Genomic DNA, 21218 nt, shown 5'->3' on the forward strand with positions numbered 1-21218 from the left:
TCCCAAGAGCGTAGACGGTTGCCCGGGGATTAGAACGGCTGGGTCGGCAGGTATTTTCCGTCCAGGGTAATGACCGCGCGGGAGCCTCCGTCCGGGTCTTCGACCTTTTTGATGTCCAGCTTGAAGTTGATGGCGCTGATGATGCCATCGCCAAACTGCTCGTGGACCAGGGCTTTGAGGGTTGAACCATAGACCTGCAGCATTTCATAGAAACGGTACACGGTCGGGTCCGTCGGAATGCCACCGGGGATGCTGCCGCGCAGAGGCACGCTTTGCAGCAGACGGCTGGCGTCCGCGTCCAGGCCCAGTTTGGCGCACACCACATCGGCTGCGTCCTTGGGCAGCGGGTGTTGCCCGAGCAGGGCCGCGGTGACGAACGCCAGGCTCAGGCCGGTGCCGTCGCTGAGGTCCTGCCAGGACAGGTTTTTGCGGGCCTTGATATCAATCACGGTGTCAGCCAGGGCCAGGCGTGGGGTTTGGGACAATTGGGATTGCAGCATGATGACTTCCTCTTCGGTTAAATAAGGTTCAGGCGGCGTGTGCGCGGGTCTGTGGATTGTCCAGCAGGGATACAAAGCGAGCGGTGCGGCCATCCAGGGCGTTGATGCAGCCGCTTTCGATATCGTAGACCCAGCCATGCAGGCTCAGCCGGCCCTGTTCCAGCGCCAGGGCGACGCTGGGATGAGTCTTGAGGTTGGCCAATTGTGCGACCACGTTTTCCCGTACCAGAGCGCTCAGTCGCTCTGCATCCGAGGCATGGGTACGTGCGGCGTTGATCACCTTGGCCGACTCGGCATGGCGTAGCCAGTTGGCCACGGCGGGCAAGTGATCCAGGCATTTGCAGGTGGAAATGGCCGTCATGGCGCCGCAGTCGGAATGGCCGCAAATCACGATATCGCTGACCCCCAGCACGGCCACCGCATATTCGACCGTGGCCGAGACCCCGCCAGGCTCCGGGCCGTAGGACGGCACGATATTGCCGGCATTGCGGATCACAAACAGATCGCCTGGTTCCTGCTGGGTCAACAACTCCGGGACTACACGGCTGTCGGAGCAGGAAATAAACAGCGTGCTGGGGTGTTGCGTGGTTGCCAGTTGCTTGAACAGGTCACTGCGCTGGCTGAAGGCTTCGCTCTGGAACTTGCGCAAGCCGTCGATGAGATGCTGCATGGTGTTTCTCCTTGCGTCGCTGATGGGGCAAGGATGGAAGTGTTTGGTTATAGCGTCCAAGACCGGCTTATTATGGTTTCTATAAGTCATGCCTATAGTTGGAGTGTTTTGCATGCTGCTACGCCATATCCGCTACCTGCTGGCCGTCGCCGAGCACCGTAACTTCACGCGGGCCGCCGAGGCGTTGCATGTGTCGCAGCCGACATTGTCGCAACAGATCAAGCAACTCGAAGAGAGCCTGGGGGCACCGCTGCTGGATCGTTCCGGGCGCAGTGTCAACCTGACCGACGCGGGCCAGGCCTATGTGCGGTTTGCCCGCCTGGCGCTGCAGGATCTGCAGGCGGGCACCCGGGCCATGCATGACGTGCAGGACCTGAGCCGCGGCAATTTACGCCTGGCCATGACCCCGACGTTCACCGCGTACCTGATTGGGCCGCTGCTGGCTCGGTTTTATCGGCAGTATCCGGGGATCACCGTCAGCGTCGAGGAAATGCCCCAGGACCGTCTTGAGCGCGCGCTGACCGAGGATCAGCTGGATATCGGCATTGGCTTCAGCGGCGAGCACATGCCAGACATCGAATGCCAAGGGGTGTTTGTCGAGGAGTTGAGCGTAGTGGCCAGCGCCAGTCATCCAACCTTGAAGCGCAAACAGTGGCTCAAGCTGGCTGACTTCAAGCAGCAACCCCTAGTGCTGTTGAACAGCGGATTTGCGACGAGACGTTACATTGATGACTACTGCCGGACGCTGGAGATAACGCCGCAGATTGCCATGCAGGCCAATTCGATCAGTGCGGTGATTGAAATTATTCGCCATACCCAACTGGCGACGATCCTGCCCCGCGAGGTGGCCATGGCCCAGCAGGGCTTGCACGCGGTGCAACTGCGCCCGCCGTTGCCGCAGCGCACGGTGGCCCTGCTCAGTCGCAAGGGCGCTTATCGCAGCGCGGCATGCCGGGCGTTTGTCGACGTGGTGAGTGGGTGGCGAATGTTTAGTCATCCTGAAAGTGAACTCCACCAAGACTGAATTTAAGGGCGTAACCCAGCGTGTGAGGCTGGCGCTCATCTCTTCACTGTGATCCCTGCATGGACGGTTCCCCCGACACTCATCCCGAGGCCTCGCCTGGCGCCACCGCGCCCAGCCGCCCGGTGTGTCGGCTGGGCGTTGATGCACTGCCTTCTGAACTGGCCTTTTGGGCACTGTGGCACTGCCGCCATGCCCGCCCGCCGGATACCGCTCCCTTACGCTGATTGCCCCCATCACGGGTGCGCCGTCGCGCGCGCCTGCCTGACGCAAACGTAAGAGAGTTGCCATGAGTACCGTCTTTGCCAGCCTGCACGAAGCCCAATCCTTTCTTGACCAAAACCCCGATATCGAGATGTTCGAGCTGTTCATCCTCGACAGCAACGGCGTGCCCCGCGGCAAGCTGCTGCACCGTGATGAACTGCTGGCGGCCTACGCCACCGGCCGGCCGCTGCCCAGTACCATCCTGGGCCTGACCCTCAATGGCGATGACGTGGAAAACTCCGGCCTGGTGTGGGAGGTGGGGGATATCGACTGCCGCGCCTACCCGATCAGCGGCAGTTTGCAGCGTATGCCGTGGCGGTTGATTCCCACGGCGGCGGTGCAGGTCAGCATGCACCCGGAGGAAGGCTTGCCGGCGACCGTGGCCGACCCCCGACACCTGCTGGCCAAGGTCATCGACGGGCTCAAGGCCGATGGTTATTACCCGGTGATGGCGGCGGAACTGGAGTTCTACCTGCTGGACCAGAAGCCCGACAGTAACGGCCGCCCACAACCGGCGCGTGATATGGACGGCGGTCGCCCGCGCTCGACCCAGGTCTACGGCCTGCGCGAGCTGGAGCAGATCGAGCCGTTTCTGGCCGACCTGTACAGCGCCTGCAAGCTGCAAGGCATTCCCGCGCGCACGGCGATTTCCGAATACGCCCCCGGCCAGGTGGAGATCACCCTCGAGCATCGCAGCGATGCGTTGCAGGCGATGGACGAGGCGGTGCGCTACAAGCGCCTGGTCAAGGGCGTGGCCCACAAACACGGGATGACCGCCTGTTTCATGGCCAAGCCGTTCGACGACCTGGCCGGCACCGGCATGCACATGCACGTCAGCCTGGCGGACGCCGATGGCAACAATCTGTTTGCCAGCGAGGCAGCCGACGGTACGCCGCTGCTGCGCCAGGCGGTCGGCGGGATGCTCAGTACCTTGCTCGATTCCTTGCTGCTGTTCTGTCCCAACGCCAACTCTTACCGGCGTTTCCAGAGCAACAGCTATGCGCCGCTGGCGGCCACCTGGGGTGTCGACAACCGCACCGTCAGCCTGCGGGTGCCGGGTGGGCCGGCGTTTTCGCGGCATATCGAACACCGCATCTGTGGCGCCGATGCCAACCCGTACCTGGCGGCGGCGGCCATTCTTGCGGGGATCCACCGTGGCATTCGCGAGCAGCGCGATCCCGGCGCGCCGGTGACGGGCAACGGTTATGCCCAGGCCAAGGAGCTGCTGCCCACCGACTGGCTCACCACTTTGCGTGCCTTGGAAGGTTCGGCCTGGGCGCGTGAAGCGTTCGGCGAGGAATTTCTCGGCGTGTACCTGGCGGTCAAGCGGGCCGAGTACCGGCAGTTCATGGGCGAGGTGGGCGAGCAGGACTGGCGCTGGTACCTGCACCAGGCGTGATGATGAACCCTGAGTCTTTCGACCTTTTTTTCACGCGGGGGTGATTAAGCTGAAAGTCCAGTGTCCGTAGAGACCGGTTCATCTACATGAGTACCGTGATGTCGTCGCAACCCCCATCGTCCATCGAGGCTGAATTCGCCGCGCGCTGTGATCGTGACCACGCTCGCGTCTGTGGTGACCCACGGCCGCCAGGCTTGTTGCGGCGCCTGTGGTTATGGCGCGACGAGCGCCTGGTGCGCCAGGCTCTGAAAGTCGCGGGGGAGCCCGGCCTGTTGCTGGACCTGGCCTGTGGGGCGGGACGCTTCTGGCCGGTGCTGGCCGAGCACAGCAATCGCGTGATCCTGGCCTCGGACTTTTCCCAGACCATGCTTGATCATGCCCAGAGCCACTATGGCGCGGCCTTTCTGCGGCGGATCAAGACGTTCCAGGGGTCGGCATTTTCCATCGGCCTGTCGGCCAACGCGGTGGACTGTATTTTTTGCCTGGAACTGTTTCGCCACGTCTCCAGTGTCGAAGCGCGACTGACGCTGTTGCGCGAGTTTCACCGGGTCAGCCGCGACACGGTGATTGTCGCGGTGGACAGTGACAGCCGCCATCGTCAGCTCCACCCGCCGGGCACAGGGCAACCCTTGTTGTCCCATCGTGTGGAGGTGGAAGCGGAGTTTCGCCAGGCGGGCTTCACGGTGCTGAACCAGCAAGAGTTCATGCCCGGCTCGGCCCTGTGGCGGGTTTATGTACTGCGCAAAAGAGGATAACCCTCAACTGTCGGGCTATTCTTCGTCTCCTGTCAGAGTTTTCATGATAGCTGGCACACTGCGGGTGCTCGAAAGTCCCGCTGGCGATATATACTGCGCGCCATTCTTCAAGGGAGAGCCGTGTGGCCATCGATATTCACTGGATCTGCGACAACGATAGCCTCGGCCAGCATTGCGCCGAATGGCAGCAGTTGCCATTCGTCGCCCTCGACACCGAATTCATGCGGGTCGACACCTTCTATCCCATCGCCGGGTTGATCCAGATCGGGGATGGTGTACGCGCTTATCTGATCGATCCCCTGACCATTGATAACTGGCAACCCCTGGCCGCCTTGCTGGAAAACCCGGCGGTGATCAAGGTGGTGCATGCCTGCAGTGAAGACCTGGAAGTGCTGCTGCGTCTGACCGGCAGCCTGCCGGTGCCATTGTTCGATACCCAACTGGCAGCCGCCTACTTGAACCTCGGTTTCTCCATGGGCTACTCGCGCCTGGTGCAAGCGGTGCTGGACATCGAGTTGCCCAAGGGCGAGACCCGTTCGGACTGGCTGCAGCGGCCATTGTCCGAGACCCAGGTCAGTTACGCCGCCGAAGACGCGGTGCACCTGGCGGAAGTCTATACACGCCTGCGTCCGCGACTTTCGGACGAAAAATACGCCTGGGTTCTGGAAGACGGCGCCGAGCTGGTGGCCAACCTGCGCCGGGAAATCGACCCTTACGAGGTGTACCGCGACGCCAAGCTGGCCTGGAAACTGTCCCGTGCCCAGCTCGCCGTCCTGCGCGAACTGTGCGCCTGGCGCGAGCAGCAAGCCCGTGCCCGCGACCTGCCACGCAACCGCATCGTCCGCGAACACTCGCTATGGCCCCTGGCCAAGTCGCAGCCGGATAACCTCGCGGCCTTGGGCAAAATCGAAGACATGCACCCGCGTACCGTGCGCCAGGACGGCGAATTCCTGCTGGGCCTGATCAAGCGTGCCGCCAGTGTGCCGATGGACCAATGGCCGCCGGCCGTGCCTGAGCCGTTGCCGGTGGATGCCGCTGTGCTGATCAAGCAACTGCGCGCCCTCGGCCAGACCTTCGCCGAACGCCTGGACATGGCCCCGGAGCTGATGCTGCGCAAGAAAACCCTCGAGGCACTGGTCAAGAGTGGCTACCCCGATGGGCCTTACCAATTGCCTGACTCGCTGCGTGGCTGGCGCCGCGAGTTGATGGGCCAGGCGCTGCTCGACAGCCTGGCCACTGCCGGAGAACAGCCTTGAAACATATTTGTTCCATCTACCGCAGCCCGAAACGCGCAGGCATGTACCTCTATGTGCTCAAAAGCGATGCCCTGGAACGCGTGCCCGAGGGCCTGCTGACCGTGTTCGGCAAGCCGGTACACGCGTTCAACCTGGTGCTGACGCCGGAACGCAAACTGCAGCAGGAAGATATCGTCGCGGTCCTGGACAACCTGCAAAAGCAGGGCTACCACCTGCAAATGCCACCGCCGGATGACGAGTACATCGAGCACTTGCCCGAAGAACTGCTGCGCCGTAACGACCCGATGTGATCGACCCGTGTCCCGCTCGGGACACGTTTGAATCGAATGACCTGGCGAGCCCCGAGCCCTGCAGTCAGTTTGCTGTCGGTGGCCGCCTGCACTGTTTTTGAAAGGTTTGAACCATGCGCGTTCTGATAGCAGAACAGGACCACCCGCTGTACGCCCGACTGCTGCGCGAAGCGGCGCCGGATCTTGAAGTCCTGACCAGTGGCGACTCGGCCCAATTGTCGCGCCATGCCGCCGATTGCCCGGTATGGCTGGGCCAGCCGGACCTGCTGGCAACCCTGCTGCGCCAGGGCCATCACCCGCAATGGCTGCAATCGACCTGGGCTGGCATCACGCCGCTGCTGGCCGATGGCTTGCCTCGGGATTATCGCCTGACCCGCGCGGTCGGCATTTTTGGCCAGGTGATGGCCGAGTACGTGCTCACCTACATGCTCGGTCACGAGCGTGAGGTGCTGGCGCGCCTGGTCAGCCAGGTCGAGCGCAAGTGGGACAACCGCATGGGCCAGAGCCTGGCGGGGCGCAAGGTGCTGATTGTCGGCACCGGTGATATCGGCCAGAGCGTGGCGCAATTCCTGCTGCCCTTTGGTGTGGAGTTGTACGGCATTGCCAGCCAAGCCCGGGAGCAGGCCCCGTTTATCGAGGTAGCCGGGCCGGATCAACTGGGCCGTCTGGTGGGCGAGGTGGACTATGTGGTCAACCTGCTGCCCAACACCCCCAATACCCACGATCTGTACGATGCGGCGCTGTTTAAGCAGTTCAAGCCCACCGGCCTGTTTATCAACGTCGGCCGGGGTGTGGCGGTGGTGGATGCCGATCTGGTCGAGGCCCTGAAAGAAGGGCACCTGGCCGGCGCGGTCATCGACGTTTGTCGCCAGGAACCACTGCCACAGCGCCATCCGTTCTGGACCGCCTGGGGCTTGTTGCTGACCGGCCACAGCTCGGCGCCGACCTGCCCGCGGCGCATGGTGGCACTGTTTGTCGAAAATCTGCGGGCGTACCAGGCCAAGGATTCGCTGCGTGGCGAGGTGAGTTTCGAGCGGGGATACTGAAACACCCCACATCGCGAGTAGCGCGCATCTGATTTTATCGCTGGCGGCAACGTGGGAGGCTCACTGACCTTAAGAAGGGAGGCCTCTCCATGCTTGAATCGCGCTCTGTTGCTTCGCAACCGTCTCTGGGGGCCATGCTGCCCGCATCGTTGGCTGATCCCGTCAGCACCCCACCGACGGAATCCAACCTGGCAACTGGCGGCGAAGAGGTCCGGATCAGCCTGGTCGAGGAGAAGCCAGGCCTTGAGGCTGCACTGGGCGACAGGCAGAACCTCAAGGTACTGGGGCAAAAGCTCTACGAAGTCGCCACCCGGCTGGGGGTAAACGCCACACCCCAGGCAGTGCAGGCCGCGTTGGCGCATACCCCCCTGGACATAGACGCCGGCTCCTCCTATCCCCTGGCAGACGGCAAGAGCGCCACTTTGGCGAGCGTCATCAGGCACCTCGGCCTGTTCCTGCCCCTCAGCCACTTTCATCTCATCAGCCTCGCCGATGCAGTCACTGCAAGAGCCCTGGAGCATCCGCTTGGCGATTTTGGCGGAGGGTTGTCGTGGCCGGTGCCCATGAGCCCGGATGAGCAACGCAGGCTGGGTGCGTTCGCCCAGAGCCACCTCGCAGAGCAGCCGCAGGGCGCACAAGGCCAGGGGCTGCTGGATTTTCTGGACCAGCGCCAGCCCGTTGCCACACCGGTATCGAGCAACCCCGTCAAGGCCCTGGAATCCCTGGTGAGTTCCGCTGAAGGGCAGCGGCTGGGAAAGCATCTGCAAGAGCAAATGGGCGGGATAGCCACCGACCGCAGCGTCAACGACTATCTGCTGGCCGCCATCGCGGTGCAGTTGGATCCGCAGTCCATCGCCGCGCCTCATCGCAACAAGGTGGCGGGTTTCGACCTGGCCAGCGATGCGCACTGGGGCAAACCTGCCTCCTTCGTGGTGGACAGGTTGAGCAGGCACCTGAGCAGCAGTGGCAAGACCAGCCCGCAGATGGCCGGGGTAGGCGCCTATGGGTTGCTGGCCCGCAAGGCGCCTGAATTTCTGGTCAAGGACATCCCGGACCGGGTGACCTATGGCAGCCCGGCCTGGGTCAGCCTGGCAATTGCTGCGGCGACCATCGAGGCCCAGTCGCCGGGGAAAGTGCCGAACATGACCTTCGCCCAGGTCATGCAGCAGGCAGAAAGTGCGGGCACGGCCGATCCTGGTCTTACCCGCGATGTGCAGCGGGCGGCCCTGGTGGGCTGGGGTGTGGTCAATGGCCTGCTCGAACGCAAGGAGGATGAGCGCTACACCGACGCAGAGCTGAACCTGCTGCAAACCACCTTCAACACCCGCCAGCGGCAAATGATCACTGCCAGCCAGTCCTTGGATAAGGACATTCCCAGTCGCAAAGCGATGGCCCTGAAGGCGCTCAAGCACCGGTTTGGCGAGCTGGGCGGGCTTTTTGAAGAGCCGTTGATCAACACCACCCATCATCCTCGTGGTGGCCCCGGAACACCGGCAACCACACTGGTCGGCCATCATTCGCTGTTGGATATCGCCATGATGGACCTGCCGTCGCCGGCGGTGTTCTATTCGGCGGACAGTCGCATTCCCCTGGCCGAATTGAATGCCAATCACCGATTTGGCATAACCGAGGCATTCAACCAGCAGTTCAATGACACGATCCGGAGTAAAAAGGCTGCGATCGCTGTCGCCATCAAACACTTGATCGCACAGCTTCCATTGGCGGATCGGAAGAAATTCGAATATGGAAAAATCACCTTCTATCAAAACCTGTCCCACACGCTAGGCCTTGGATTTGCGGATAAAACCGATCATCCCAAGGGGCAGGAACTGCTGTTGAAAATTGAAGGGGAGGGTGAGCCTGCAGCATACGAAATCAACTTTGCCCAAGGTGTTATTCGATCGACGGACCTCTGGCGAGCGGATGTGCGCACTTCAAGAAAGGCCAATCTTGTCCGCGAGACCCGAGAGTTCGTACCGCGCAATGACGCTGTGCAGCAGAAAAAACAAAGCGTTCCGGTAAGCAACGCGTTACTGGATAGCTTTGCTTCGGATCGCACTCGATACATCGCCGATGCATTTGTTGAACACCTTGATCTCGATGATCCCGACATAAAGGAACACGCGCGGGGGCAGACCACGTTGGACAAACAGCGGGGCAGGGCAGCAGTGGCTGAAGCGTATCTGTTGAGCCTTGTTCCGTTTTATTCGGCGATTGGCAATTTCCAGCAGGGTAATTATGGCGAAGGGGCTACTGACCTTGCGCTGGATATCTTTGGCTTGCTCAGCGCTGGCGCTGCAAACGCAGGGAAATTGGGCCGATTGGGTGGTACTGCGTTATCCGCAGCGGCGAAGGTTTTACAGGGCGCAAAGATCATTGGGGCTGCCACGATCAGTGCATTGAACCCCCTTGGCGGGTGGGGCGAGTTGGCGGTCGGCGGTGCCAGGTTGGTCGGCAAAGGCGTTTCCAAAGGGATTGAGGCGGTTAACCGGCTCAGGGGGGCTTCCGGCAGCTATGACTTGTTGAAGGCGGTCAGTAAGGACTATGGCACCGCGGCCACGGGCACGTTCAGGGTCGCAGGGCAGCGTGTCGAGGGCGGTGCGGTGCTCCAGGGCGGCAAATGGTATGCCTTCGACGCCGACAAGATGCGGCCTTATGGCGGGCCCCTTGAAGGGTTCACCGCAGAAACCAAGGCGATGGGCGGCACGCTCGCCGTGGCGCGTATTGCGCCGGGCAGTGAGCTGAGCAATCGGATGCTGCTCGAGTACAGCGTTGCACCCGCAAGCATTGCCGGGCTTTCGCGCAATAGTCAGGGGGTCTACGTCGCGGCTGATGGCCACCTGTCCCATATCCGCCACACCGACAGCGCTGGTAAGACTGCGGTCTATGAAGTCCGCCAAGTCACCCGTACCGAGGATGGGGTGGTGCAGGCTCGGATCTATCACAAAGGTCGGCAGACGCCGCTGCTGGTTCAGCATGTACAGGGCGATCAGTGGCAGCGCCTGCGTTTGCCCGGCGCCGCTCCGCAATCGGTGGCAGACGATCTGGGGGAGGTGATTGGACTTGGCGGCGAGGGGGTCATCTACGCAAGTCGCGACGGGAAAAGTGTCTACAAGGATCTTGGCCCTACCTCAATCAAACCTCCCGCTAAATACGTCAGCATGGAGGCGATATCGCTGAATAAATATTATGGTGAGGGGTTTGCAAGTGTGATCATCGAGGACGGTCGTAAATATATAAAGATGGGCAAAGTCGATGGCGTGGATCTCAGTAAGTTTGAGAGAAACAGTTTGCCGCCAGAAGCGCGATCATTAATGGATGATGTATTGGCGCAGATGGAGGCCAAGGATATCTATCACAATGATCTGCAATTAAAGAACTTTATGTATTCGGCCAAAGACCAGAAGATTTATCCGGTGGATATGGATTCGCAGGGCGCGGAGTTTATGGTGCCGGTGGTGATGGCGGCTTATAAGCGACAGAAGGAGGAACTGCGCAGGGCGTTTGCCAGCCTTGTCGCTAAAGCCCCTTGAGCAACTTGCGATGCCCCCTGCCGGTGTTTAACGGCAGGGGGGGCGGCGACTGCCCTGGCCACAGGCGGATCCCGTGCTTAAAGGTTGAAATCCCCTTCAGCCACCAACTCGGTCAAAGGCCGGCGCGGGCTGGGAGCCTCCCGGGCCTGCAGGTAGTCCGCCAGAGTCGATTTGTCACCGAGCTTGCCCACGGCGACGGCCGCGTGCAGCGCATAACCCTCGGGGATCTTCAGTTCCTTGCGGGTCAGCTCCTGATCGAAACCGGCCATGCCGTGGGTGTGCCAGCCGCTGAGGCTGGCCTGCAGCGCCAGGTGGCCCCAGGCCGAGCCGGTGTCAAAGGTGTGCCAGAGTGCCGGGGTTTCTTCACTGGCGCCGGGCACCGCAAAGTCGGTTTTCGAGATCACGATCACCAATGCCGACGCATGTTGTGCCCAGCCACGGTTGAACTCGTTCAGCAGGCCCAGATACCGTTGCCAATCCGGCGTATCGCGCCGCGCGTACAAAAAGCGCCAGGGCTGCGAGTTATAAGCCGAAGGTGCCCAGCGTGCGGCTTCGAAGAAACTCAGCAGGGTTTCCACCGCAATGCTCTCGCCGGTAAACGCACGCGGCGACCAACGTTCGGTGAACTGCGGATGAATCGGATAATCGGCAACGCGTGGCTCAGTGCTCATAAGCGCATCCTGATGAAAAAAACGGCCTTCAAAGCTACGTCGCCACTGCACGTCTGACAAGTCTCGCCTTACCGGCAGTCGTAAGCGCTTGGCCCCAGGGGGCTTGGGCACTAGACTGGCGACCTTTTCACCTACCGATACTGATGTAGAGCCATGGCCGCTAAAGTCGAACCTTTCTGGATACGCAAAACCCTTGAGCACCTCGACCAGGAGGAGTGGGAGTCGCTGTGCGACGGCTGTGGCCTGTGCTGCCTGCAAAAGCTTGAAGACGAAGACGACAACAGCGTCTATTACACGCGTATCGCTTGCAAACTGCTGGACCTGAAAACCTGCCAGTGCACCGACTACCCAAACCGCCGGGACTCGGTGCCCGATTGCATCCAGCTCACCCCGGGCCAGGCCGACCAGTTCAAGTGGCTGCCGCCGACCTGTGGCTATCGCCTGGTCAGTGAGCGCAAGGATTTGCCGCTCTGGCACCACCTGGTCTGCGGTGACCGCGATGCGGTGCACCACGAACGTATTTCCCAGTCCGGCCGCATGCTCAGCGAAGGCAGCGTGCCCGAGGACGATTGGGAGGATTACCTGATTTTCCGCGCAGGCTGAGGAGAGCGTATGACGGTCCAAGCCAAGCTGGCGGCGAGCCTGCTGTTGCTGGGGTTGAGCGCGTCGGCGTGGTCGGCGAAAAAGGTCGACCTCGATTATCACGTCAAACTGTTGCCCCAGAGCGATCAGGCCGAGGTGCGCCTGAGCCTGTCCCAGGGTTCGGCTGTGCGCAGCCTGAACTTCGACCTGGGTCGCGACGGTGACTACAGCGACTTCAAGGCTGATGGCCAGTGGCAGGTCACGCCTGACGCGGGGGCCAGTCGCGGCCTGTGGCAGCCGGGTGCCGACAAGGCCAGCCTGACCTACCGCGTGCGCCTGAGCCATGCGCGCAAGGCCGGCATCTACGAGTCGCGCATGACCCCCAGTTGGGCGCTGTTTCGCGGCGAGGATCTGGTGCCGGCGGCTCGCCTGGACCAGCAGGACGGCGTGGAGTTGGTGTCCCGGCTGACCTTCGAGCTGCCGCCGGGCTGGAAAAGCGTCGAGACCGCCTGGCCACGGATCGGCAAGCATAAGTTCCGTATCGACAATGTCTCCCGGCTGTTCGACCGGCCCACCGGCTGGATGGTCGCCGGCAGCCTGGGCAGCCGCCGGGTGCGCCTGGGCGAAACCGAAATCACCGTGTCCTCGCCCAAGGGCCAGGCCATGCGCCGTATGGACGTGCTGACCTTGCTGACATTTGTCTGGCCCCAGGTACAAGCGGCGTTTCCCCGGCATCCGGCCAAGCTGCTGCTGGTGGGCGCCAGTGACCCGATGCGCCGCGGCGCGTTCGCCGGGCGCGATTCGGTGTACCTCAATAGCCGTACGCCGCTGGTCAGTGAAAACGGCAGTAGCCCGCTGATCCGCGAAGTGGTGCAGGCCATTGGCCGGTTCAATGACCATCAGGGCAGTGACTGGATCAGTGAGGGCCTTGCGGAGTATTACGCCATCGAACTGCTGCGTCGCGCAGGCGGTATCAGCGATGAGCGTTATGGGGCGATACAGGCGCGCTTGAGCAAGGACGGCAAGGGCGTAACGACGTTACGCGGTGAGCACGTCAACGGCGCCACAGTGGCGCGGGCAGTGCTGGTGTTGCAGGAGCTGGATCGTGAAATTCGCCTGAAAACCCACAACAAACGCTCCCTGGACGACCTGACCCAGGCACTGATGCGCCTGGACAGCTTCAGCACCAAGGAGTTTGTGCAGTTGGCCGAAAGCGTGATCGGCCAATCCTCGGTGGTGCTCGACAGCAAATTGCTGCGCTGAAGCTCAACGGTGGAAGCAGGTTTGTGTAGGAGTTGGGTCGCCGCATCGCTGCGATGGCGGTCTACCAGTGGCCAATGTGCTGACTGAGCTACCGTCATCGCAGGCAAGCCAGCTCCCACAGGAGTCCGCGCACGCCTCGACGATCAGGTCGGCTGTCAGGCCGCCTCGCTTTGCTTGTGATCTTGATCTTAGGCGCCCCGTTAAACCACGCTGGCCGTCATCCGATTTTGATTTGGGGGGTAACCCGGCAGGACGCCGGGTTAGCCGCGCTGGGCCATGGATGGCCCATCGCGGCGGCCCCCCAAATCAATGTCGGATGACGGGCACACCGAGCCTAGGCGAGGTGCCGAGTGGTGGGGCAAGAGCGTTTTGCTTACTTTGGCGCTTCTCCAAAGTGAGCCGCCGTAAGGGCGGAACCAATAGCCGCCGTGACCCCAGCAACGGATATGTACACAACCCCAAGAACCACTAGAGAAAAGAGCTGTGTAGATACCTATGCTGCGCCCCGACAAGCCAGCTCCCACACAAGCCAGCCCCCACCTTTGGCTTGTGCCTCAGGGCGTAGTTTTTTCGGCAGCCACTTCAGCCCGAGTCTTGAGATTCTTAAGTTCCTCACCCGCGCGCTCGATGCGGGTGCGCACGCTATTCATATCCTGGCGGCTTTTTTCCAGCAGCGACTTGGCCGAACTATGGCCGCTGATCCCGCGCGCCAAGGCCACACCACCAATCGCCACCTGGATCAGGCCGAAAAAGCCACCGCGGCGAATGCCCTTGCCCATCATCACTACGCCACCGGCCAGTGAGCCAATGCGCTCCCAGCCCTGGACGTTCTGGGTCGGCTGGGTCTGGAACGGTGTCGATTCAATCATGGGTTTGAGGGTTTTGCTGTCGCTCATGGTCTGTCTCCAACAAAGGGCCATAGATATGTAACTGACTGCGGGCCAGAGGTGGATGTTCCCGCCAAATCAGTACTTGGGCCCCGAACGGGTGTTATTGCCCTTGGCCAGGCGATCGTAGAGCACCACGTTGACGGTGGCCGCAAGGTTCATGCAGCCGGTGGTCGGGATGTAGACCACATCTTCGCACCACTCGCGGATCTCTTTATCGAGGGAGCCATCTTCGGGGCCGAAGATATACAGCGCACGATCAGGATGGGTGTATTCCGGCAGCGGCCGGGCACCGTCCACCAGCTCCACGGCAACCGGAATGCAGCCCAGGGGCAGGATCTTTTTCAGGTCGTCGATGCCGATCAGCGGGATGTCGTGGTGGACTTTCTTGGTGTCGGTAATAAAGTCCCGGGCCCGCTCATAGCGTTTACCGGTGTAGAACACCGAAGCCACCCCATAGCAGCCAGCAGCGCGCATGACCGAACCGACGTTTTCGGGGGATTTGGGGTTATACAGACCGATGCAGCTGTAGCGTTTATTGCCCACGGGAGAGGGTGCCTTCGAGAAAAACCGCAATTATACGGGGATTGCTCGAGCAGCGGTCGCTATAGAAATGGTGTGTTTGGGCGATTGTCATCGCGGGCAAGCCCGGCTCCCACAGGTGAACACATTTCAAATGTGGGAGCCGGGCTTGCCCGCGATGACGTCGTAACGTTCAGCGACGACCGTCAGTCGTCCTTCTTCATCAACCCCGCCAACGCCGCAAACGGGTTGTGCGTGGCCTTGGCGATGGTCGGGCTGCTGGTGGAGCCTTCGCCGAAATACTGTTGGTCGGTATAGCGCGAGTGCTCGTTGTCATGGCAGTACAAGCAGAGCAATTCCCAGTTGGAACCGTCCTGGGGGTTGTCGTCATGGTTGTGGTTACGGTGGTGCACAGTCAGTTCGCTGAGGCGCTTGCCGGCGAATTCACGGGCACAGCGGCCACACACATGGGGGTACATTTTCAGGGCTTTGTCGCGGTAGCCCATTTCCCGGTCGCGCTGGGCATCGGCAAGGATGCGGTCCAGCTTGGCGGTGTGGGAGGGCGGGTTGCTTGAGCTCATCATGGCTCCTGTTTTCTAGTGGATCACGGATGGCGTTGATTCTAGCTGCTCGCGGGGCAATAAGCCCTTGGCTTTTTCAGCCCGGGGGCCGGCCGGCGATGGGGTGCTGTGGAGCGGGGTAATAATGCCCGCCTATCTATTTAAAAACCGTTGGGAAGTTAAAGAGCGCAAAAGTTACTCTGGGGCGAGAAAGTGTTGGACTAACTTTGCCAAGTTCTTTAATGTGGCGCCTCTTGGCCCACCGCCGCTGTGGTGTCGAGTATTCAATAAGCCTGGTCTTTCCGGGCGACCGTTAGTTTCCCGTGCAATCGGGTTTTCCCATCACGATATCAGCCTCCGCGGCTGGCGTTGTGGCGTTTCAAATCAGAGGCGCTCGTCCAGAGCGTGCTGCTGCCTATCACCGAAGTCGGGTGGGTTGAAGAGTCTGATGATCGTCTTTCCAATAATAAAAAACGACGAATTACCCTGTACTTATAAATTCATGACTCTGGAATTATATTCTGTGTGAGTTGTAAGTTTGTGGTGCGTGTTAATAAGTTTTGATGCTCATTTTGCTTATATTCAACGGCTCGGTCTTCAATTCAATACATGCAATTTGTTGTAGAGGCTGTTGTGTCTAAAGGTGTTGTTCTGGCGGTTTCCGCTTCCTTCCTGTTTGGCGTGCTGTATTTCTTTACCTCTCTTCTTGAGCCCTTGGATGGCCAGCAGATATTTGCCTGGCGAATCCTTATTTCGTTGCCCTTCATGACGCTGCTGCTCGCCCTGTCCGGGGATTGGCAATGGGTGCCGCTGATCTACAAGCGCTTGCGCGAGAAACCGGCCTTGCTGCCCTGCGTGGTGCTGACCAGCGCGCTGGTGGGGGTGCAGTTATGGATCTTTATGTGGGCGCCGCTCAATGGCCACGGCCTGGACGTTTCCCTGGGTTACTTCCTGTTGCCGCTGACCATGGTCATTACCGGGCGTATCGTTTATGGCGAACGCCTTTCCCATCTGCAAAAGATTGCCGCCGTGTTGGCTGCGGTGGGGGTGGGCAATGAGTTGTACCGCACGGGTGGGTTTTCCTGGACCACCCTGGTGGTCTGCGTCGGTTACCCGCTGTATTTCGTCCTGCGCCGGCGCTGTGGCACCGACAACCTGGGCGGTTTATGGCTGGACATGATGCTGATGATCCCGGTGGCGCTGTGGTTCATCCTCGGCGGCCACCCCATCGGCGAGACGCTGGCGCAGCGCCCGGCGTTGTACTGGCTGGTGCCAGTGATGGGCCTGGTCAGTGCGGCGGCAGGTTATTGCTACATCCTCGCCAGCCGCCTGTTGCCCTTCAGCCTGTTCGGTCTGCTCAGTTACGCTGAGCCGGTGCTGCTGGTGGCGGTGTCGCTGATGCTGGGCGACAGCCTCAAGCCGGGCCAGTGGATGACCTACCTGCCCATCTGGCTGGCGGTGGTGGTGTTGGTGCTGGAAGGTTTGCGGCATCTGAATCGCCTGCGCCGCTCGATCTGACCGGCGCGCCCTTCAGCCCTTGAGTTTCTCGGCAATCCAGATGGTATGCCGGGTGCCCTTGTTGCCATGGGCAAAGACTTGCACTTCCTCGGCCTTGAAGCCGGCCTTGCGCAATTTGTCGCTGAACTGCTTGTCGGCGCTGGCCGACCACACGGCCAGCACGCCCTTGGGGCGCAGGGCCTTGGCGCAGGCGCTGAGGCCGCCGGCGGAGTACAGCCAGCTGTTGGCTTTCTGCGTCAGGCCTTCGGGGCCGTTGTCGACGTCGAGCATGATTGCATCAAAGCCCTGGGGCTCGGCCTGCAGCACCTTGGCCACGTCTTCCAGGCGGATCACGGTGCGCGGGTCCTGCAGCGGGTTGCCGGATTTTTCCCCGAGCGGGCCGCGATTCCACTCCACGACGCCCGGCACCAATTCAGCCACCACCACTTCGGCCGTCTTGCCCAGGTGCTTGAGGGCCGAGGCCAGGGTGAAGCCCATGCCCAGGCCGCCAATCAATACCCGTGAACCGGGGCGTCCGGCGACCTTGCGGCAGGGAATCTCTGCCAGGGCATCTTCGGAACCGTGCATGCGCGTGTTCATCAATTGCCCGCCGTCACCGCCCTGGATCTTGATCACAAAATCCTCGCCGTATTCGAACAGGCACAGGGCGCCGCCGTTATCGGGGATCGGGGTGGTGTCGAGCAGCACGAAACGTTTCATGGAAATCTCATTGGGAAGGGCATTCTTGCGCGGTTGGGAGTAGCCTTGGGACTGGTTAACAGTCAGGCCATGGAGCCATCGATGAAGTGCAGCATTCTAGCGGTCATTGTAGGAAGTGTGCTCACATTGGGTGCCGCACATGCCCAGCAGTTGCAACCGGTGCCGAACACGCCGGCGACCACCACCGGCGCGCCGGGCACTGCAACGCCGACCCCGTATCCGCAAATCACCCCGCCAACCGCACCCAAGCCACAAGGGGCCGGGGTGCCGTTGCCACCGATTGAAATGCCCAAGCCGCCCAAGGATCAGACCTTGCCCGGCCTGCAGCAAAACGACAGCAAGCCGAAGGCGGCGGGCTCTTAAACCAGCCCCAGGGCCTTGAACACAAAGGCGTATTCCAGGGCCACATCACGCAACCCCTGGTAACGCCCGCTCATGCCGCCATGGCCGGCGCCCAGTTCGGTCTTGAGCAGCAGCAGGTTGTCGTCGGTCTTGGTGGCCCGCAGCTTGGCCACCCATTTGGCGGCTTCCCAGTACTGCACGCGGCTGTCGTTATAGCCGGCGATCACCAGCATCGCCGGGTAGGCCTGGGCGCTGACGTTTTCGTAGGGCGCATAGGCCTTGATCCGCTCATACACCTCGGGCTCCTGTGGGTTGCCCCATTCGTCATATTCGGTGACGGTCAGTGGCAGGTCCGGGTCGAGCATGGTGTTGAGTACATCGACAAAAGGCACTTCGGCAATCGCCGCCTGGAACAACTCCGGGCGTTGGTTGAGCACGGCACCGATCAACAGCCCGCCGGCGCTGCCGCCGCTGATAGCCAGTTGTTTGGAGGTGGTCAGGCCCTCGGCGATCAGGTGTTCGGCGCAGGCGATAAAATCGCTGAACGTGTTTTGCTTGTGCTCCTGCTTGCCGGCGCGGTACCAGGCTTCGCCCAATTCGCCGCCACCGCGCACATGGGCAATGGCAAACGCCACGCCACGGTCCAGCAGGCTCAGGCGCGCATGGGAAAACCACGGGTCGAGGCTCGAACCGTAGGCGCCGTAGCCGTACAGGTACAGCGGCGTTGGCTGGCCCACCTGGTCGCGCTTGACCACCAGGCTGATCGGCACCTGGGTACCATCGGCAGAAGTGGCCCATAGCCGCTGGCTGACATAATCGTCGGCATTGAACACGCCCAATACCGGGGTTTCCTTGAGCACTTGCTGCGCGCCGCTGGCCAGTTCCAACTGGCGGACCTGGGCCGGACGATTGAGTGCTTCATAGCGCAGGCGGATCTTGTCGCTGTCGAATTCCAGGCTGTTTTGCACGTACAGGCTGTAGGCCGCGTCTGGTAATTCCACGCGGTAAGTCGGCAGGCCTTGTGGGTGCACGTCGATTACCGGCAAGCCGCCAATGCGCAGGCTCAGGGTCATGGCCCGGGCGTTGAGGGTCACGCCATCGAGCATCACTGCGTCATCGTGGGCAATCAGGTTGTGCCACTGGTCTTCAGTGGGCACGCTGCCGTTGTCAGCCGCCTGGAACAGCGCAAAGTTGATGCCATCGCGGTTGCTGCGGATAAACCAGGTCCATTGGTCGTCCAGCTTGCCGTGGTCGACATCGTATTCATGACCTTCAACCCGTGGCGCCAGGCAGGCAAATGCCTGTTGCGGCTGCTCGGCGTCCAGGGCCCAGACTTCGCTGGTGGTCTTGCTGCCCAGCGACAGCAGCAATTGGCGCTCGGAACTGGAGCGGTAGCAATGCAGGAAAAAGCGCCCGTCGGGCTCGTGAAACACTTCTTCGGCGGCGGTGCCGTCCAGCCGATAGCGATACAGCTTGTGCGGGCGATGGGTGTCGTCCAGTTCACCGAAGAACAGCGTCAGGCTGTCGTTGGCCCAGGTCATGCTGCCGTCGCAGTCTTCGAAGGCCAGTTCACTGACCTTGCCTGAAGACAATTCCTTCACGTACAGGGTGTAGATCTCTTCGCCATTGGTATCCAGGCTGTAGGCCAGGCGCTTGTGGTCCGGGCTGATGCTGAAGGCACCGAGGGAGAAAAAACCACCATTGGCCAGCACATTCGGGTCCAGCAGCAATTCTTCGGCGCTTTCGTCGATCTGCTGGCTGTCGTCGGCCGGGCGTGGGCAGCGGTAATGCCGCGCGTATTCGTCACCGGCAGTGGTGCGTGTGTAATACAGGTACGGGCCCCAGGGCGAGGGCAGTGACAGGTCGGTCTCGAGGATACGGCCCTTGATTTCCTGGAACAGGCTTTCGCGCAACGCGCTCTGCTCCTCAAGTTGCGCCTCTTGCCAGGCATTTTCGGCCTTGAGGTAGTCGAGCACCTCGCTGTTGTCGCGCTCCTGCAACCAGGCGTACGGGTCCTGGCCTGAATCCTGGCGGGCAATTGGGGCGGCAGCGGCGTGGGTCGATGAAGGCATGGATCACTCTCTGTCTGGGGGTGGGCCGACGGCGTTGCAGCCGTGGCACTCAAAAGCCGTTATCATACGGGCCTGTTTGCCTACCTTGCCATGGACACCATGACCGAGAACGACTATCTGACCGCTTGGGGCCTTTACGCCTTCGCCGCTTTGGGCTGCCTGCTGGTGTGGTTTCGCCTGACCCGCTGGATCTGGCGCTGGCTGCGCGAACCGCTGCGGTTGCTGATGGCGGTGCTGCTGTTGAGCCCGACCATTGTCGACCCGGTCAAGGAGCAATTCGCCCCGGCCGTGGCCATCACCGCCCTGGATCTGTTGCTCAAAGTGGGCAATAACGCCTGGCGGGCGGTGTCCGACTTGCTGATGTACGCCATGATCGCCTTTGGCCTGTACCTGGTCTTTGTGCTGATCCGCTGGCCCATCGAACGTGCCGCCAAGGCCCGGCGTGAGCAGAAAGCCGCGGCTGCGGCAGCGGTTGCGGCCGAGCCTGAGGACGACGAACCCTATGGCCGTGCGCCGGCCCCCGTCAGTGGTATGCGGGTCGAACCGCGTCTTTAACGTTGTTTGCCCAGCATCGAGAGTCCTGGCATGTGTGAATTATTGGGCATGAGTGCCAACGTACCGACCGACATCGTGTTCAGCTTCACCGGGCTGATGCAGCGCGGTGGGCGCACCGGGCCGCACCGCGATGGCTGGGGCATTGCCTTCTACGAGGGCCGTGGCTTGCGGCTGTTCCAGGACCCGGCGGCCAGCAGCGAGTCGGAAGTGGCGCTGCTGGTGCAGCGTTATCCGATCAAGAGTGAAGTGGTGATTGGCCATATCCGCCAGGCCAACGTCGGCAAGGTGAGCCTGTCCAACACCCATCCGTTCGTCCGCGAGTTGTGGGGGCGCAATTGGTGTTTCGCCCATAACGGCCAACTCGCCGACTTCACGCCCCGGGCCACGTTCTACCGCCCGGTGGGCGATACCGACAGCGAAGCCGCCTTCTGCGACCTGCTCAACCGCATCCGTGAGGCGTTTCCCGAGCCCGTGGATATCGAGCAGGTGCTGCCGGACCTGATCGCCGCCTGCGCCGAATACCGCAGCAAGGGCGTGTTCAACTGCCTGCTCAGTGATGGTGATTGGCTGTTTTGCTACTGCTCGACCAAACTGGCGCAGATCACCCGCCGCGCACCCTTTGGCCCGGCGCGCCTCAAAGATGTCGACGTGATCGTCGATTTTCAGGCCGAAACCACGCCAAACGATGTGGTGACAGTGATTGCCACCGAACCCTTGACCGAAAACGAGACCTGGACCCGCTACGAACCGGGCCAGTGGAGCCTATGGCGGCGCGGCGAATGCGTCAGCCAGGGCACAACTGCATAAGGACGT

General features: G+C 61.5%; 21 protein-coding genes. 13 read left to right on the plus strand and 8 right to left on the minus strand.

Annotation, left to right across the window (positions count from 1 at the left end; all coding sequences use genetic code 11):
* Nucleotides 1-29: 29 nt before the first annotated feature.
* Nucleotides 30-500 carry a cyanase gene (gene cynS / locus PSFL_RS24850; RefSeq protein ID WP_057958800.1) on the minus strand — a complete coding sequence of 157 codons (471 nt, stop codon included), beginning with the start codon at nucleotides 498-500 and terminating at the stop codon, nucleotides 30-32.
* A 28-nt stretch (nucleotides 501-528) separates the two neighbouring features.
* Nucleotides 529-1170, minus strand: coding sequence for a carbonic anhydrase (locus tag PSFL_RS24855; protein ID WP_057958801.1), 642 nt, complete (start codon nucleotides 1168-1170; stop codon nucleotides 529-531).
* Nucleotides 1171-1282: 112 nt separating this feature from the next.
* Between PSFL_RS24855 and cynR the strand changes: the two genes are divergently transcribed.
* The 7 genes from cynR (at nucleotide 1283) to PSFL_RS24890 (ending at nucleotide 10734) form a co-directional block, all read left to right on the plus strand.
* The gene (cynR, locus tag PSFL_RS24860) at nucleotides 1283-2194 is read left to right on the plus strand and encodes a transcriptional regulator CynR (protein WP_252117763.1); all 912 of its coding nucleotides are present in this window, start codon (nucleotides 1283-1285) and stop codon (nucleotides 2192-2194) included.
* 286 nt (nucleotides 2195-2480) lie between these two features.
* The gene (locus PSFL_RS24865) at nucleotides 2481-3854 is read left to right on the plus strand and encodes a glutamine synthetase family protein (protein ID WP_397470606.1); all 1374 of its coding nucleotides are present in this window, start codon (nucleotides 2481-2483) and stop codon (nucleotides 3852-3854) included.
* A 98-nt stretch (nucleotides 3855-3952) separates the two neighbouring features.
* Nucleotides 3953-4609 (plus strand): class I SAM-dependent methyltransferase, encoded by a 657-nt coding sequence (locus tag PSFL_RS24870; RefSeq protein WP_057441289.1) that lies wholly within the window; start codon nucleotides 3953-3955, stop codon nucleotides 4607-4609.
* Between the two features lie 122 nt (nucleotides 4610-4731).
* Nucleotides 4732-5865 carry a ribonuclease D gene (gene rnd / locus PSFL_RS24875; protein ID WP_057958805.1) on the plus strand — a complete coding sequence of 378 codons (1134 nt, stop codon included), beginning with the start codon at nucleotides 4732-4734 and terminating at the stop codon, nucleotides 5863-5865.
* Nucleotides 5862-6155: a YcgL domain-containing protein gene (locus tag PSFL_RS24880; protein WP_057441287.1), complete on the plus strand. Its 294-nt coding sequence runs from the start codon at nucleotides 5862-5864 to the stop codon at nucleotides 6153-6155. The genes rnd and PSFL_RS24880 overlap by 4 nt, the downstream gene beginning before the upstream one ends.
* Nucleotides 6156-6268: 113 nt before the next feature.
* The gene (locus PSFL_RS24885; protein ID WP_057441285.1) at nucleotides 6269-7201 is read left to right on the plus strand and encodes a D-2-hydroxyacid dehydrogenase; all 933 of its coding nucleotides are present in this window, start codon (nucleotides 6269-6271) and stop codon (nucleotides 7199-7201) included.
* 3161 nt (nucleotides 7202-10362) lie between these two features.
* Nucleotides 10363-10734, plus strand: coding sequence for a hypothetical protein (locus tag PSFL_RS24890; protein WP_397470632.1), 372 nt, complete (start codon nucleotides 10363-10365; stop codon nucleotides 10732-10734).
* Nucleotides 10735-10811: 77 nt separating this feature from the next.
* Here PSFL_RS24890 and PSFL_RS24895 read toward each other — a convergent pair whose 3' ends face one another.
* Nucleotides 10812-11405 (minus strand): nitroreductase family protein, encoded by a 594-nt coding sequence (locus PSFL_RS24895; RefSeq protein ID WP_057958808.1) that lies wholly within the window; start codon nucleotides 11403-11405, stop codon nucleotides 10812-10814.
* A gap of 153 nt (nucleotides 11406-11558) precedes the next feature.
* On the opposite strand from PSFL_RS24895, the gene PSFL_RS24900 reads away from it, so the two are divergent.
* Entirely contained in the window at nucleotides 11559-12008 is a 450-nt protein-coding gene (locus PSFL_RS24900) for a YcgN family cysteine cluster protein (RefSeq protein ID WP_029292333.1), read from the plus strand.
* Nucleotides 12009-12017: 9 nt separating this feature from the next.
* On the plus strand, nucleotides 12018-13250 hold the full coding sequence (locus PSFL_RS24905; RefSeq protein ID WP_397470607.1) for a hypothetical protein: 1233 nt from the start codon (nucleotides 12018-12020) through the stop codon (nucleotides 13248-13250).
* A 554-nt stretch (nucleotides 13251-13804) separates the two neighbouring features.
* Here the strand turns inward: PSFL_RS24905 and PSFL_RS24910 are convergent.
* From PSFL_RS24910 to PSFL_RS24920, 3 genes are all read right to left on the minus strand, one after another.
* Nucleotides 13805-14146, minus strand: a complete 342-nt coding sequence (locus PSFL_RS24910) for a DUF2892 domain-containing protein (RefSeq protein ID WP_170060468.1) — start codon at nucleotides 14144-14146, stop codon at nucleotides 13805-13807.
* Nucleotides 14147-14215: 69 nt separating this feature from the next.
* Nucleotides 14216-14683 (minus strand): RNA methyltransferase, encoded by a 468-nt coding sequence (locus PSFL_RS24915; protein ID WP_057441281.1) that lies wholly within the window; start codon nucleotides 14681-14683, stop codon nucleotides 14216-14218.
* Nucleotides 14684-14865: 182 nt separating this feature from the next.
* Nucleotides 14866-15240, minus strand: coding sequence for a YajD family HNH nuclease (locus PSFL_RS24920; protein ID WP_038448187.1), 375 nt, complete (start codon nucleotides 15238-15240; stop codon nucleotides 14866-14868).
* Nucleotides 15241-15852: 612 nt separating this feature from the next.
* Between PSFL_RS24920 and rarD the strand changes: the two genes are divergently transcribed.
* Complete coding sequence (gene rarD / locus PSFL_RS24925; RefSeq protein ID WP_057441280.1) at nucleotides 15853-16737, plus strand: EamA family transporter RarD; 885 nt, start codon at nucleotides 15853-15855, stop codon at nucleotides 16735-16737.
* Between the two features lie 12 nt (nucleotides 16738-16749).
* Here the strand turns inward: rarD and PSFL_RS24930 are convergent, their stop codons facing one another.
* Nucleotides 16750-17436, minus strand: a complete 687-nt coding sequence (locus PSFL_RS24930) for a spermidine synthase (protein WP_057441278.1) — start codon at nucleotides 17434-17436, stop codon at nucleotides 16750-16752.
* Nucleotides 17437-17517: 81 nt separating this feature from the next.
* On the opposite strand from PSFL_RS24930, the gene PSFL_RS24935 reads away from it, so the two are divergent.
* A complete protein-coding gene (locus tag PSFL_RS24935; RefSeq protein WP_057441276.1) occupies nucleotides 17518-17799 on the plus strand; it encodes a hypothetical protein in 282 nt (93 codons plus the stop codon).
* Here the strand turns inward: PSFL_RS24935 and PSFL_RS24940 are convergent.
* Entirely contained in the window at nucleotides 17796-19850 is a 2055-nt protein-coding gene (locus tag PSFL_RS24940) for a S9 family peptidase (RefSeq protein ID WP_057958811.1), read from the minus strand. The genes PSFL_RS24935 and PSFL_RS24940 overlap by 4 nt on opposite strands.
* A 90-nt stretch (nucleotides 19851-19940) precedes the next feature.
* Between PSFL_RS24940 and PSFL_RS24945 the strand changes: the two genes are divergently transcribed.
* Entirely contained in the window at nucleotides 19941-20405 is a 465-nt protein-coding gene (locus tag PSFL_RS24945) for an MFS transporter (protein WP_225923868.1), read from the plus strand.
* 30 nt (nucleotides 20406-20435) lie between these two features.
* Complete coding sequence (locus tag PSFL_RS24950) at nucleotides 20436-21212, plus strand: class II glutamine amidotransferase (protein WP_057441274.1); 777 nt, start codon at nucleotides 20436-20438, stop codon at nucleotides 21210-21212.
* Nucleotides 21213-21218 lie beyond the last annotated feature (6 nt).

This window comes from Pseudomonas sp. DD1 (genome assembly GCF_044510355.1).
Taxonomy (GTDB): Bacteria; Pseudomonadota; Gammaproteobacteria; order Pseudomonadales; family Pseudomonadaceae; genus Aquipseudomonas; species Aquipseudomonas shahriarae.